The organism is Lysinibacillus sp. K60, assembly GCF_019731275.1.
Taxonomy (GTDB): Bacteria; Bacillota; Bacilli; order Bacillales_A; family Planococcaceae; genus Lysinibacillus; species Lysinibacillus capsici.
Window position 1 is genome coordinate 19,253 of record NZ_JAASJR010000013.1, and the last position, 15,455, is coordinate 34,707.

Here is a 15,455-nt window from a genome sequence, read left to right on the forward strand (position 1 = left end):
TTTCTATATGTTCTTCAGATTGTCTTTGACATTCTGATGCGTAATAGCTACTGGGATAGTTACCGTTAATGTGGTGCCCTCAACACTTTCAATTTTAAAGGACCCATTAATAAACTCTAAACGTTCCCGCATTCCTTTCAATCCATTACCAGTTCTCCAGGCTTGTTTTTTCGTAATACCCTGTCCGTTATCTCGCACTACCAAATAAACTTCTTTAAAATTTTGATGGAAAGCAATTTCACATTTTGTTGCTCCACTATGTTTGACAACATTATTAACCGCCTCTTTTAAGCACATAGATAAAACATTCTCTACAAGTGGTGGAACTTGCAATGCGTTTTTATCACCCTCAAAGACAAACTCCATTTCAGCTGCCTTTAGTATTTGTGAAATACGCATGATCTCATCTTCAAATTTTGCTGTACGCATATCTGAAACTAATTCCCGAACCTCTTTTAAGGCAATACTAGCCGTCTGGCGTATATCCTTAATCTCAATCAAGGCTTGCTGGGGATCTCGTTCAATCAACCTAGAAGCTAGATCACTCTTCAAACCTATCATGGACAATTTTTGTCCTAATGTATCATGCAAATCTCGAGCTATTCTTTGTCGTTCTTCAAAAACAATTAATTCAGCAATACGTTCATTGGCTGTTTCTAACTGTCCCTCTAAATTTTCACGTTTATTTTTGGAATAAAGCGTTAGCGGTAAAAGGACAACAGCTAAAATAGTTAATACAACGAAAGGCAACTGTGATAAAAATAGGTTGAGCTCTACAAAGAATCCAGCACCTGCTGAAATAACTGTAAATCCAATATGTAGACCATACATAATATAAAAGCCGACGGGTCTTCGGATATTGCCAATAAAAAATGCTGTGAAAATGGACAAATAGACATAGCCATACAAGATGGTCATAATAATATTTATGACCATTTCAAAGCTAATCCACATATAAACTAAACCGCTTTTCGAATTCATGGCAAATCGATAGAAGATAAAATAGAGCATTAAAAATGTAATACCTATCGATATTTCGATATAAGATGATTTCCTAAAAATGAAGAAAAACGGTAGGAAACAAAAAATTATCCACAAATATACACTGAGCATCGGACTATTCGGAATAATACTATGCCATTTCCTCAACATAATCTCACGCTCTTTCCTACTTTTCCCTTATTATAACAAGAAAATTAAATTTATGCCTGTAGATGCTTTGACCCATAGTCCTCTCTTTACATAAAACAGCCATCTCTCTTGCAGAGATGGCTGTTATCAACTAAGCGGCAATACTGCCTCTTTCTTTACGTTTTATAATTTCATTTACTTCTTTAAACGTTACAAATTTACCTTGATCTTCATCATATAACTTGTAACGTAGTGATTCTAAACTCGTACGTAAAGTAATCGTTGTTGCCATGTGTAATGGCGGTGTCTCATTGTGTGCCTTTTCAAGATTATAATTAGGTACACGAGGAGCTAAGTGATGAACATGATGGAAACCAATATTCCCTGTTACCCATTGTAAAAGTTTTGGCAATTTATAATACGAGCTTCCTTCAACTGCAGCTTTCACATAATCCCACTCTGAATCGTGTTCAAAATAAGAATCTTCATACGTATGCTGGATGTAAAATAACCAAATTCCTAAAGAACCTGCAATAAATAAAGTAACGCCTTGCACTAATAAAAACGCTTGCCAGCCCATGAAGAAAATTAAAGCGGCACAAATTCCCACAATGGTAATATTCGTTAAAATTGTATTGAGACGTTCCTTCTTCTTCGCATCCTTACGATTAAAACGATTTAAGACAAGAACCATATAAAGTGGGCCTAATCCAAACATCACAAATGGATTACGATAGAAGCGGTACCATAGACGTTGCCCTTTTGAGGCTTGCATATATTCTTCAACTGTCATCATATCAATATCACCGATACCACGCTTGTCTAAGTTTGAGCTTGTTGCATGGTGAATTGTATGCTCACGTTTCCATTTTTCATAAGGGAATGATGTTAGCACCCCAGTAAAAAATCCAACCCAGTCGTTTGCCTTTTTACTTTTGAAAAATGACCCGTGTGTACAATCATGAAAAATAATAAAAGTTCGTACGACAAAACCTGCTGAAATGGCACTTAAGCCAACTGTTAGCCAAGGTGATACATCCACTAACAAGTAACCAGCCACCCATAATGCAATTAACGGTACAATTGTATTTATAATCTGAAAAACACTTTTACGCGTATCTGATTTGGCAAATGGCGCTACATCTTGGCGTAACTTTTTTGTTTTTTCTTTAATAGTTGCCATCTTTTACTCCCTCGTTTCTTTTTTTCTTATGATCTCATCATAAAACAAGAACACAAGTCAGTAACAGACGCAAACATCACAAAAAGGATATGACATTTGTCATATCCTTTTATGATTTCGGTCCAGTCAAATGAAGTTGATAGAACTCAAGGTCTAGCCATTGTTCAAATTTATAGCCTGCATTTTTAATGGTTCCTGCATATTCAAAGCCTAATTTTTCATGTGCTTTAATACTACCAATGTTTTCTCCATCAATACCAGCAACAAGCGTTTTGACACCATTTTCTTCAGCCATCGCTATCAGCTTGTTCATGAGCTTTGTCGCAATCCCTTTTTGATAATGCTCTTTATGCACATAGACAGAGTGCTCCATTGTATATTTATAACCTGGATAAGGACGGAATTGACTATAGGTAGCAAAGCCAGCAACAAGCCCATTATCCTCAAATACAAGTAAAGGATTATCTAATGCTTGTTGTTCCTTAAACCACTGTACTTTTTCATCAAAAGTTTGTTTTTCGTATCGATAGACAGCCTTGCTTGTTAAAATAATATCATTATAGATAGCCAAAACCTCAGGAATATCTTTTTCTTCCATGAATCGTATCATTCTGCTCACTTCCCTTAACCAAATTGTTTTCTTCTATAAAGAAACAGAGATAGACAGTCCTTGAATAGACTATCTATCTCCTCTTATTTTATGCCTTAAACATTGAAGTAGCGAGCATCAGGATGAGCAAAAACGATGGCAGATACAGATGCTTCTGGCTCCATCATAAAGCCTTCTGTAAGATGGACACCAATATCCTCAGGTTTTAATAGGCCGAATAGTTTCTCTTGATCCTCCAAGTTAGGACATGCAGGATATCCGAATGAAAACCGTTGACCTTGATATTTTGCAGCAAAACGATCTCTCATAGTGAAATCTGTTGCATCAGGGAAGCCCCATTGATCACGAATTTCCTGATGCATACGTTCAGCAAAGCCCTCTGCTAATTCTAAAGCAGTGGATTGCAAGGCATGACTTTCAAGGAATTTCCCATCCTCTTTTAACTGGCGGGCTTTAGCCATAACTCCTTGACCTGCTGTTACAACCATGAGTGCAATATAGTCCATTTCACTGCTCTCTACCGTTTTTAAGAAATCTGCAAGACATAAAAATGGTTCAACCTGCTGACGAGGGAAGGTAAAACGCTCAATTTCTGTCTTACTATCAGCAGGGTCATACACAACGACATCATCACCATCTGCTTGAGCAGGGAAAAATTGATACAAACCAGATGGCTTTAATAGATCACTTTTTAAATAATCATCTACTAAATCCTTGAGCTCTGTTGCTCTTGAATCACCCGCATCAAGCAATTGCTGAACTTGCCCTTTTAAACCTAAATGGTGTCCCAGTAATGTACGCATATTAACATAAGGATATAAATGAGATACAGAATAGTCTTTTTTCACATGACGTCGTAAATCAGCTGGTAAAAATACTGGCGCTCCTTTAACTGTTCGTGCAGGCTTTATTGTTACCTCTTTTGCCGGACGAGCAGCTCGTTTTTCATCGGCCTCTAAACGTTTTTGACGGGATTCTTCAATTTCTGCTAAGAAATTTTCACGTGTCCCTTCACCCATTAATAGATTCGCTTGCTCTAAGCCTTGCATAGCATCCTTTGAATAAATAACAGGACCACCATATTCATCTGCAATTTTTGTTTCAGTAAAACGACGTGAAAGTGCAGCCCCACCAACTAAAATAGGAACATCAATTCCTGCCTCTTTAAAATCCTGAGCAGTAATGACCATCTGTTGCGCTGATTTCACGAGTAAACCTGACAGCCCAATAAAATCAGGTTTTTCCTTACGAATCGCATCAATCAATTGGGCAGGGGTTACTTTAATGCCCAAATCGACTACCTTATAGCCATTATTACTTAATATAATATCAACCAGGTTTTTCCCAATATCGTGAACATCGCCTTTTACCGTAGCAAGTACCATTTTCCCTTTTCCAGCACTCTCTTCATCCTTCTCCATGAATTGCTCTAAATGAGCAACTGCGGCCTTCATCACACCTGCTGATTGTAAGACCTCTGCTACAATGAGTTGATTATCATTAAATAATCGACCTACCTCAGCCATGCCCTCCATTAAAGGACCATTAATTATATCAAGTGGCGCCTCGAAGATTTCCCTTGCAGCGTCTAAATCCTCAATTAGCCCTTCTTTGGTACCTTCTAATATATAGTAAGCTAAACGACCTTCAACCGTTTTCGGAATATCAGCTTCCGTTTTCTCCTTCTTTTTATCTCGATAAAAATCTGTAAACACTGCTAATGTTTCATCATTTGTATTAAAGAGCAGATCATTTGCGAGTTTGATTTCCTCTTCAGGGATGGATGCATAACGCTCCAATTTCTCTGTATTAACAATGGCATAATCTAAGCCCGCCTGTGTACAATGATAGAGATAAACAGCATTCAGTACTTCACGACCAACTGGTGGTAAGCCAAATGAGATATTACTTACGCCAAGTACCGTCAATGTCTGCGGCAATTTTTCTTTGATGAGACGAATGCCTTCAATCGTTTCTAACGCTGAACCAATATACTGCTCATCCCCAGTTCCTACAGGGAACATTAATGGGTCGAAAATGATATCCTCTGGTGCAATCCCCCATTTCTCCGTTAAAAGTTGATAGGAGCGCTCGGCAATTTCGAGCTTTCGATGACGGTCAACCGCCATTCCCTTTTCATCTATCGTTCCGACAACTAACGATGCACCATATTTTTTCACGAGTGGTAATACTGCATCAAATCGTTCTTCACCATCCTCTAGATTAATAGAGTTAATGATGGCTTTCCCTTGTGAAAACTTTAATGCTTCCTCAATTACTTTTTCATCAGTTGAGTCAATCACAAGAGGCACCTTAACCTTTTTTACAACCTCCTGCATAAAACCACGCATATCGGCTAATTCATCGCGATCAGGGTTGGCTAAACAAATATCAATAACATGTGCACCATTTTTGACTTGAGCACGTGCAATCTCTGCGGCCTCCTCAAATTTCCCATCGATGATTAAATTCTTAAATTTACGAGAGCCAATTACATTTGTTCTCTCCCCAATAAATAACGGACGCATAGAATCGTCATACAATAACGGTTCAATTCCTGATACTGCATGACCATGTGTTTTTTCTGGTAATTGGCGAGGTTTTTCATCTTTTAAGACCTCACGAATGGCTGCAATATGAGCCGGTGTCGTCCCACAACATCCACCTACAATATTAAGCCAACCTTTTTCTGCAAAACCTTTTAATTTTTGCGATAGCGATTCCGGTGATTCATGATAACACCCTTCTTCATCTGGCAAGCCAGCATTTGGATAACAGCTAATATAGCCTGTTGAAAGCTCTGCTAATGAACGAATGTGATCCGTCATAAACTCAGGTCCTGTCGCACAGTTTAGGCCAACTGATAATGGTTTAATATGCTCGATCGAAATATAAAAGGCATCGATTGTTTGCCCTGCAAGCGTTGTACCCATCGGTTCTATTGTTCCTGAAATCATGACGGGTAGCTCTTTTCCCGTTGATGCAAAAGCGCGCTTTACGCCAAGTGTGCCTGCTTTGACATTGAGCATATCCTGACTTGTTTCTAATAACAAAACGTCGGCTCCTGCCTCAATTAATGCCTTTCCCTGTACATAAAAATTTTCCTCTAGCTCATCAAATGTAATACCACCAGTTACTGATAACGTTTTTGTTGTTGGCCCCATAGCCCCTGCAACAAAACGTGGCCAATCCGATGTGGAATAACGATCCACTGCTTGGCGAGCAATTTCCACTGCACGCTTATTAATTTCTTCTGCTTTTGTGCCAAGATCATATTCATTTAACACAAGAGGCGTCCCACCAAATGTATTTGTACAAATAATATCTGCGCCTGCCTCTAAGTATTTATGGTGAATTTTTTCAATGACATCTGGTCTAGTAAGCACAAGATTTTCATTACAGCCATCAAGTTCCTCGCCACCAAAATCCTCTGCTGATAAATTTTCATTTTGTAGCATTGTTCCCATTGCGCCATCAAGAATTAAAATACGTTTCTCTAGTTGCTCTTCAATCGAGTGCTTAGCCATGTATACTTACTCCTTTTTTCTGTTCATCCAATTGCTCTATATATTTCATCAACTCTAGTGTCACATCGTAACGTAAAAATGGTGTAATAAGGTAAATCCCATTGAAATATTGCGTAGCCTCTTCTACTAATTCTTTGGCAATAGCAATCCCTTCCAATGTTGCCTTTTCTTTATCTTCTCCACATGCTTTCATTCTTGTTAAGGCATCTTCAGATAATTTGATACCTGGCACTTCATGATGTAAAAATTCAGCGCTTTTATAACTCGTAACAGGCATAATACCGATGTATATTGGAGCTTGTAAATGCTTTGTTGCCTCATAAATCTCTACAATCTTCTCTTTCGTATATACTGGTTGAGAAATGAAATAGTCTGCCCCATGCTCAATTTTCTTCTCCAAGCGTGTCACAGCACGATCTAACACACGGACGTTTGGATTAAATGCAGCAGCAACTGAAAAATTTGCTTTTTTACGAAGTGGCTTACCTGAGAACGAGACCCCTTCATTTAATTGCTTAATTAATTGGATTAGCTCCATGGAAGATACATCATAAACACTTGTCGCACCTGGGAAATCTCCTACTTTCGTTGGATCACCCGTAACGGCCAACACATCATGAATACCTAAAGCATTTAACCCCATTAAATGGGATTGTAGACCAATTAAATTACGGTCGCGACATGTAATATGAGTTAGTGGGCGTACACTATGTGTGCTCTTCAACAATGCGCCCATTGCAATATTACTAATACGTGGAGAGGCCAGTGAATTGTCTGCCATCATAACTACATCTGCACCTGCATCATATAATTGCTTTGCTCCTTCAAGGAACCCATCGATCTCTAAATGTCTAGGTGTATCCAACTCTACTATGACAGAGCGTTCACGTTTAACTTTTTCATGAAGAGGCTCATACTTTGTTGGCTCCGCTTCCCGAACAATCTCAATCTTTTTAGGCTTCGCATGCTTCTCCTGAACCGGTGATAACTCTTCTAAATACTTCTTTGCTGCTGCAATATGTTTGGGTGTTGTACCACAGCAGCCCCCTATTAAGCGTACACCTTGATCACGCAATTCAACAGCCGCTCGACCAAAATAATCAGCTTCTGACTCATAAACGACACGCCCATCCTCTAAGTCCAGAAGTGAAGCATTTGGATAGGCTGACATAAATGCCTTATGAGGAAGTTCTACACCCTCAAATGCCAGAATTGTATGGTGTGGACCTAGTCGACAATTGACACCAACAATATCAGCACCTAGGGCTTCAAGCTCATGGAGAGCATTATTTAAAGACATCCCATTTTGTAAAACACCAGGCTCATGCATAGAAACTTGTGCAATAATCGGCAATTTTGTTTTTTCTCGTAGCATCTTTAAGGTTGCTGTTAATTCTTCAAAATCATAATAAGTTTCAAGTAAAAGGCCATCTGGATTCCCTGCAAGTAAGACTCTTGCTTGTTCTTCAATAGTCGCTAATATTTCATCCAAGGTTGCATCACTTTTACGAATTCCCCGAATACCACCAATTGTTCCTAAAACAAATTGACCGCCATCAGCCGCTGCTCGTTTTGCGATGGTGATAGCAGCTTCATTAAATTGTTGGACACGTGATTCTAATCCATAGCGAGCTAATTTAATGGCATTTGCACCGTACGTATTCGTTTGAATGATGTCAGCACCAGCTGCAATATATTCTCTATGAATCTTTTCAATTAACTCGGGTCTCTGAACATTCATTTCCTCATGGCAATACTCCAATCCATAGCCATATAGCACTGTGCCTATTGCACCGTCTGCCGTCAATACATGCGTTTTTAACCTTTCAAGCAATCCCATAAAATTAGCCTCTCTTTCTATGTCTCTATATAATAAAAAGCCTTCTTTCATAAAAAAGAAGGCTTTAACGATTCATCATTGTTGTTCCTTCTCATCTTCGACTCAACGGTCTTCTGGATTTAGCACCTGACAATAAAGTTGGTTGCTGAAGCTTCAATGGGCCAGTCCCTCTGCTTCTCTTGATAAGAATTAAGTATGAATTTTTTAAATAATTAAAAGAATCATATCGTTTACTGACGAATGAGTCAAGACTATTTCACATAACTAAGTTTTTTTTCACTTAAAATCTTAGAAATTGGCAAGTTCCTTTGCAAGCTCTTCGCCAATTTTTTTCCCATTTTGAATGCAAGCACCGATACCTACGCCAAAATATGAGCACCCTGCAATCGATAAATTAGGATATTTTTCATGTAATTCTTGTAGTAATCCTTGTAATGCCTCACGATGCGCTAGATCATATTTAGGCATTTGATCAATCCATTTTGTTACATTCACAACGGTTGGTTGCTCCTCTATTCCTAGGCTCTTTCTCACATCATCTAAAGCAACTGCTGCCAATTCTTCATCCGTCATGGCACGTAGTTGCTCATAGGCTGGATTGATGCTCTTATAAAAGAGTCGCACAAGTAATTTATTTTCTTTCGATGTATGCTTCCATTTACGACTAGTCCAAGTTGCTGCATTACAAGTAACGTCTGAATTATGGGAAACAATATAGCCTGTTCCATCTGCTGGCAATTTAGCATCTGGCACATCAAAACCTAAATAGATAGTAATCGCTGACGCTGTCGTAAATCGATCAAAATAGCGGTTTAAAGATTCATCCTGTAGCAGATTTTGGACAGTATCGTTCGGTAATGCTAAAACGACATAATCTGACTCAATAATTTCACCATTAGCTAAGGTAATAGTGTAGTTCTTATCTTGTTTTTGAACATTTAACGTAGTAACACCCTTGATAATTTCTACATCGGATAAGGTTTGTTCAAGTCGATCAATTAAAGAAGATAAACCTTTTTTAAACGATATAAATTTTTTGTTCGCTGCTTTAACAAATTGCTCACGATTCGCATCAAAGCCTTTAATAATACTTCCATAATCATTCTTATAATCAATCAAATACGGTAAAGTAGAGCCAATAGAAAGCTGATGTAAATCTCCCGAATAAACACCTGCAAGGACTGGTGCAATTTGATTTTTCACCAGTTCCTCTCCTAAATAGTAAGTTAAAAATTCACCGATTGAACTTTCCTTTGTGAAGCTATTGTTTGGCAATGTTAAATCCTTCAACGCTTCTTTTTTTCCTTGCTCGGAAATAAGTGTACTTTCCTCTAAGGATGCTAAACTCATCGGTATTCCGAAAGTTGAATCTGCCGGAATAGCATGTAACTCATTATTCGTATAAATATAAGAAATACCTGTTTCGTTGTAAACTAGTTCCGCCTCAAAATCAAGCTCCCGCACGAGTTCCATAACGCCTTGATGACGGGCTACAATAGAATCAGCACCCGTTTCCATGATGAAACCTTTTTCATGTGCTGAATATAATTTGCCTCCTAAATATGTATTTTTTTCTATAAGCACTAGACGAACATCTAAATTATGTTCCTTTACTTGACGTTGCAAATAATGCATTGTACATAGTCCTGTAATACCGCCGCCTAAAACAACAACTGTTTTCATCATAACCGCCCCTATTATTCGTTCTTTCTACAGTATAATCTTTTTTTCATTGAAAATTACGTTAAACCCTTTACAAATTTAGCAAAAATAGAGCTATTTCTTCAGTGAAATAGCTCTTACTTTCTGAATCTCTATAAGATTGATCCTCTATAACGATGGCTTCACAACAAACATTTTAATAGGTACTATAGTGTTTATTACGTCTAAAAACATAAAAAATAGGATGTTGTTAATAGTCTATCCTTTTAAATTTTGCGCAAAGCTCGCTAATTTTTCTGCTGAATTTGTTACCTCAGTAAATGAAGTGCCTAATTCACTTAATATGCCTACAATTGCTTGTATTTTTGTTGCCATACACTCATTTTGATCTTTTGCCTCTGTCATGGCTCCCAATATACTCGTAAATTGGCCTTCAGTTTGTAACATATTTTCTTCACCTGCTGCAACTTCATCTTGAATATTTGTCAAAGAATACTCTAGTTTCTCTGTTCGTTCACCTGTCTTTTTCAATAACAAAGCCACCGCTGTAACAGATTCTTTTGTCTGAATTGATAATTTCCGTACTTCATCGGCCACTACACTAAAGCCCTTTCCCGCTTCCCCAGCACGTGCTGCTTCAATTGCTGCATTTAAAGCCAATAGATTTGTTTGATTCGCAATATTGGTCACAACACTCATGATTGTTTCCATTTCCTTAGACATACCTGATAATTGTTCTATATTTTCTTCTATATCATGAAGAGAATGACTAATATTTAGCATATTTTGTGATTGATTTTTTAAACGCTCGCGACCCTCAAGTGCTTGGTTTTCAGCCAGTGTAGACACATCGAGTGATTTTTTTGCCAAATGTTTAATTTCGTCAGATTGCTTACTTAAGCAGGAAAATGAATTATTGGTTTCCTGTGAGATAGCTGCAAGTGCTTCCGAAGAATCTACAATCTGTCGTTCAATCGCTTCTTTTTCATGAACCATTTTTTCTTTCAGTTGTTCCACAGTGTTTTCAAAAGCTTCTAAAACGAGTTGTTGCTCAAAATTACAAATTTTCGATATAGCTCTGATCGTATTAAATTGATCTTGTGGAAATTCTATATTTTTTTCGACTAAATCAATAAATGATATCGATAAATCTTGGAATGCACAGATATACCACTGTGTTCTAAGCCCAATGTGGACATGCACCTTTGCAATTTTTACACGCCTTTGGTAATACATCTCATCAATGGTTCCGTTAAACATTTCAATAATATGTTGCCGTAATGTTACTTTAAGCTTTTCTACAGAACTATGATGACTGATAATATCTACCAAATGATGCTCTGTTCCAATCATGTTGTAAAAACGGTTTACGATGTGATCTACATTATCCATAACTATTGGCTGGAAAGCTTTTAAATATTGTAAGTCGTTCTTCGTTAAGTTCAGCATTTCAATTTGCTTCGCCATCGATTGACGAGAGGACAAATCCATTTTCACTGTGTATTGCTGTAAATCCAATACCTTCGTCTTTCTCTGTTTTTGAAAAATCACACATCTTCCCTCTTTCATTCCGTTTACTTTCATCAGGCTGAGAAACATCAAATCCCTTTTAACATATTGATGGATACACGAAAAAATACCGATAAAATCAGATTAGTCAGATTTAATGGTTACATTCAATAGCGCAATTCCGTATGACAGACTTCCTCCCAAAGTATGTCGGGTACCCCTTTACTCAATTTATCCTAAGATTATATGCTTTCAGCAAACAGATATAGTCACTACATGACTATCAGTAAATTATTTACGTATGCTTCTTTTCAAAATCACTCATTTACATTAATCATTTTATAAATGACTGTCAATCTTATGAGTACCATTTTTTTACACAAAATGTATAAAAAGTCCTTGTTGTTAAATAAAGCGTAATAAACATTGAAAAAGCTACCACAATATTATTGGGTAGCTTTTTTAACTATTTTTTTGTTTATTATGCTTACTTGTTTTATATTTATTCTACTTTTTTATTGATCATCTTCAAATTTCACTATACTAATATTTTTTACCCTCAATCATCATCTATCTAAATACTCTTAAATAGCTGTCTAATTTAGACTTAAATACCCATAAACTATAGCAATATAAATCATTCTAAAAACCTATGTTTTTTTAACACTAAATTTACAATCCTTTAAGTTCCTGTAATATTTTAGCCGCTTCTTCGGATCCTGCATCTGCCGCGAGTCCATACCATTTAATAGCTTCTTTTAGATTTCTTTCTAACCCTGTATCTTTATTAAAAATATGCCCTAACTGTAGCTTGGCTTCTACATCTCCTTGAAGTGCGGCCTGCTTAAACCAATGTATACCTTTTTCGAGATTGCGAATTCCAGCCAGACCATTACTCCATATATAACCTAAATCATAAAAGGCATCTACATGATATTGCTCTGCAGCTCTTTCATACCAAAACAGACCACGATTGACATCTTTCACTTGGCCTAAGCGTCCCTCTAAATAAATTCCACCAAGTCGATATTGTGCTTCCACATACCCTGCCTCAGCTGATTTTTTATAGGCGTTAAAAGCCTCTTTCACATCTACCTCAACGCCTAACCCCTGCTCATAAATAATCCCTAACGTAAACATTGCCTCTGCCACATTCTTTTGTGCAGCATAATCAAACCACTTTTTTGCTAATGTATAATCCGTTGATACACCTTCGCCATTAAAGTACATATCTGCTAAATTATTGGCAGCATCCGCATGTCCCTGTAAAGCTGCTTTTTCATAGTATGAAAAGGCAAGGGAATAATTTTCCTCCATACCTATGCCCCCGAAGCAAAAATTCCCAAGCATATATTGAGCATCTGCATTTCCTTGGACAGCAGCTAGCTCAAACCATTTCAATGATTTTTCAGGTTGAAAATGTTTACCCTCTCTAGAATTATAGTATTCGCCCAGTTGATATTGGGCATCACCATCCTGCTCTTCAACCGCTTCCTTATACAAATCAATAATGAGCTCATGATCTAAGTCCTCTTCATCTAGAACAGCAACTTGTTCATCTTGATGGCGAAAATACCACTCTACAATATCAAGCACATCATCTACTACTTCTATACTGTTTTTTAACTTTTCTAGCGAAGAAATTTGCCAAATGAGTATATAGATAGGCTGTGGAATGGCATCGCGCAAGACATCATCATATTCTGCCAACAGCGTTAATACATTCTCCTGAATCGATTGAGATTGCACTGTATGGACAATCTGCAAATGACGTTGTTGCTGTTCTTTTAATAATCCTCGTACTACTTGATACAGTATTTTCTGCAAGGCTGTTAGGTTAACTTCTGCGAATGTAAGTAATTTTATATTTTGAGCAAACCACTGATCTTGAGTTTGTGTAAGATTTTGTAGGGAAATTATTCGTTCTTTATTTCGCTTGGCTAAAATTTGCTCGTACATTATTTTCCTCCCTTGCACACTATGTAAAAAACTGCCTTACCACTATTATATGGAAGACAGTTGAAGTTTGGTTACACATATGCTCTCAATAGTAAGCCTATGAAAAGCGTAATAATTAAAAATACTGTGACATGGGTCCATTTATACATGGCTAATAAGCCTATAAATTCTCGTGTGAATGCATTAGGAACATAGTAAAAAGCAGTTTTTGAGCCAATTCCCTCGGCGTCTAATGCTGCTTTCCTAGCATAAATACTTGCGCGAAACACATGGAAATTATTCGTAACAAAAATGGAGCGATAGTTCTCTCCATGAGAATGGTGGTCCATTATTTGCTTTGAAAAGATCATATTTTGTTCTGTATTGGCTGAACGATCCTCCATTACTATCTTGTCAGTCGGAATATGATGTACTTCTAATAGGTATTGTTTCATTGCATATGCTTCTGATACCTTTTCATCATTTCCTTGACCACCAGAGACAATAATATAAGGCTTCATCTCATACTTTTTATATTGCTTTACTGCTTCATCTAAACGACTTGCTAAAAGCGGAGGTACTGTATCGCCAATTAACCCTGAACCTAATGCAATGATGTAATTTGGTTCATAACGTATTGGTGTAAGAAGATACAATATTGAATAAGCAAGGACACTAGTATATAAGAACATTGTATAGCCAAAAATCAAAAACGCATAGAAGAAAAGAATATGCCAAAATACATTTTCAATTTCAATAAAAATGACGAATACATACCATAACATCATAATAACAAAACTTAGCCCCAATATGGCTAACATTAAGTTACGAAATTTGCGTCCTTCCTTTTCCAATAATACTTTACTATTGAAAAACATGGCTATCGATAAAATAAACATAATACTTGGAAAGCTTCCTAATATAATGAATATCCCCATTTCGGAAATAATCCCCTGATCATTCGGTAGCAATAAAGGATAATGAATAATGAACGCTCTGACAATATACATACCTATCAGGCCAAGTGCTACCGCGTTAAGAAATCGCCTTTTTTCTGTTAGGTACAAAATAATAAAAATGGTAAGTAAGATTGATAAAGTTAGTAGCATTTTTTCACTCCTTCCTATTGTATAATTTCTACAATCATTACATCTGCCACTATTTGTCCATATTTTTTGATATAGCTTAATTTTTGAAAGCGTTTGTTTTATTTTTTAATATAGTTCATGTAATATTACTATATAAGAACTAGTTTATGATTAGATTAAAAATTATATTGGAGGAATGTATGTAATGAAAAAAATTCTTGCCGCTCTTTTTGCAGCGACACTGATATTTTCAACTGTTGGTGCAACATTATTTATTTCTGATACGCCAACGGCAGAAGCTAAATCCTATAAATCGGGTAAAAAGGGCTTCTCTAACAATAATAATAGCTCGAATATCCAAAAATCGGATACTACCAAAGATCAAAACAATGCAACAACAAATAAAAACAACTCAACATCTACTAATAAAGCAGATACTACTAAAAAAGGTGGCTTTTTCTCAGGTGGTCTGATGAAAGGATTAATGCTTGGTGGACTTGCTGGATTATTATTCGGTAGTCTATTTAGTGGTATGGGTATACTGGGGAATATTTTAGGTTTACTTATTAATGTCGCAGCAATTGTTGTTATTGTGATGCTTGTTGTGAAGATAGTGAATATGTTTAAAGATAAAAAGCGCAAAGAGGAAGCACAATGGCACAAATAATCAACGAACAAGATATTATTAATGCTATTTGTTTATCTCAAGCCTACTATCAAAACATTCGACCCGAGGATGTTCTTGTTGAATTGACTTACGAGGATGATGCAGGCTTTGGTGCGGAGGTCGAAGTCAACGGTCAAATCGAGGTGCTTAATACAGCAGCCATGATTGGTGCCTTACGTGTTTGGATCAAGGATGTTCTACACGGTGATCCATTCTCAACAGGGATTGAACTTGTTTTAGATGACGAAGAAGGCATTATTGCCAAACTATCATAAAAAAATAGCAGTACAATGAATCGTC

At 36.9% G+C, this 15,455-nt stretch carries 11 protein-coding genes and 1 riboswitch; of the genes, 2 read left to right on the forward strand and 9 right to left on the reverse strand.

Translation table 11 applies throughout. The features are described 5' to 3' along the window. Positions 1-3: 3 nt before the first annotated feature. From HCH28_RS21260 to HCH28_RS21300, 9 genes are all read right to left on the reverse strand, one after another. The gene (locus HCH28_RS21260) at positions 4-1,152 is read right to left on the reverse strand and encodes a sensor histidine kinase (protein ID WP_439331365.1); all 1,149 of its coding nucleotides are present in this window, start codon (positions 1,150-1,152) and stop codon (positions 4-6) included. A 130-nt stretch (positions 1,153-1,282) separates the two neighbouring features. Then, positions 1,283-2,314: a Delta(5) desaturase DesA gene (gene desA, locus HCH28_RS21265; protein WP_221682981.1), complete on the reverse strand. Its 1,032-nt coding sequence runs from the start codon at positions 2,312-2,314 to the stop codon at positions 1,283-1,285. A 109-nt stretch (positions 2,315-2,423) separates the two neighbouring features. Then, a complete protein-coding gene (locus HCH28_RS21270; protein WP_221682982.1) occupies positions 2,424-2,924 on the reverse strand; it encodes a GNAT family N-acetyltransferase in 501 nt (166 codons plus the stop codon). A 95-nt stretch (positions 2,925-3,019) separates the two neighbouring features. Then, positions 3,020-6,451, reverse strand: a complete 3,432-nt coding sequence (gene metH / locus HCH28_RS21275) for a methionine synthase (RefSeq protein ID WP_221682983.1) — start codon at positions 6,449-6,451, stop codon at positions 3,020-3,022. After that, positions 6,444-8,291, reverse strand: a complete 1,848-nt coding sequence (locus HCH28_RS21280; RefSeq protein ID WP_221682984.1) for a bifunctional homocysteine S-methyltransferase/methylenetetrahydrofolate reductase — start codon at positions 8,289-8,291, stop codon at positions 6,444-6,446. Before HCH28_RS21280 ends, metH begins: the two co-directional genes overlap by 8 nt. Positions 8,292-8,379: 88 nt before the next feature. After that, positions 8,380-8,480: riboswitch (SAM riboswitch) on the reverse strand. A gap of 99 nt (positions 8,481-8,579) precedes the next feature. Continuing rightward, positions 8,580-9,974, reverse strand: a complete 1,395-nt coding sequence (locus HCH28_RS21285) for a protoporphyrinogen oxidase (protein WP_221682985.1) — start codon at positions 9,972-9,974, stop codon at positions 8,580-8,582. A gap of 237 nt (positions 9,975-10,211) precedes the next feature. Further along, on the reverse strand, positions 10,212-11,504 hold the full coding sequence (locus HCH28_RS21290; protein WP_216486202.1) for a globin-coupled sensor protein: 1,293 nt from the start codon (positions 11,502-11,504) through the stop codon (positions 10,212-10,214). Positions 11,505-12,134: 630 nt separating this feature from the next. After that, positions 12,135-13,421, reverse strand: a complete 1,287-nt coding sequence (locus HCH28_RS21295; RefSeq protein ID WP_221682986.1) for an SEL1-like repeat protein — start codon at positions 13,419-13,421, stop codon at positions 12,135-12,137. 71 nt (positions 13,422-13,492) lie between these two features. After that, positions 13,493-14,509, reverse strand: coding sequence for a YdcF family protein (locus tag HCH28_RS21300; protein ID WP_221682987.1), 1,017 nt, complete (start codon positions 14,507-14,509; stop codon positions 13,493-13,495). A 184-nt stretch (positions 14,510-14,693) separates the two neighbouring features. Here HCH28_RS21300 and HCH28_RS21305 point away from each other — a divergent pair, with 184 nt between their 5' ends. Together HCH28_RS21305 and HCH28_RS21310 are read left to right on the forward strand one after the other, a co-directional pair. Next, positions 14,694-15,155 carry a hypothetical protein gene (locus tag HCH28_RS21305; protein ID WP_221682988.1) on the forward strand — a complete coding sequence of 154 codons (462 nt, stop codon included), beginning with the start codon at positions 14,694-14,696 and terminating at the stop codon, positions 15,153-15,155. Then, complete coding sequence (locus HCH28_RS21310) at positions 15,143-15,430, forward strand: DUF2653 family protein (RefSeq protein WP_004224435.1); 288 nt, start codon at positions 15,143-15,145, stop codon at positions 15,428-15,430. The genes HCH28_RS21305 and HCH28_RS21310 overlap by 13 nt, the downstream gene beginning before the upstream one ends. Positions 15,431-15,455 lie beyond the last annotated feature (25 nt).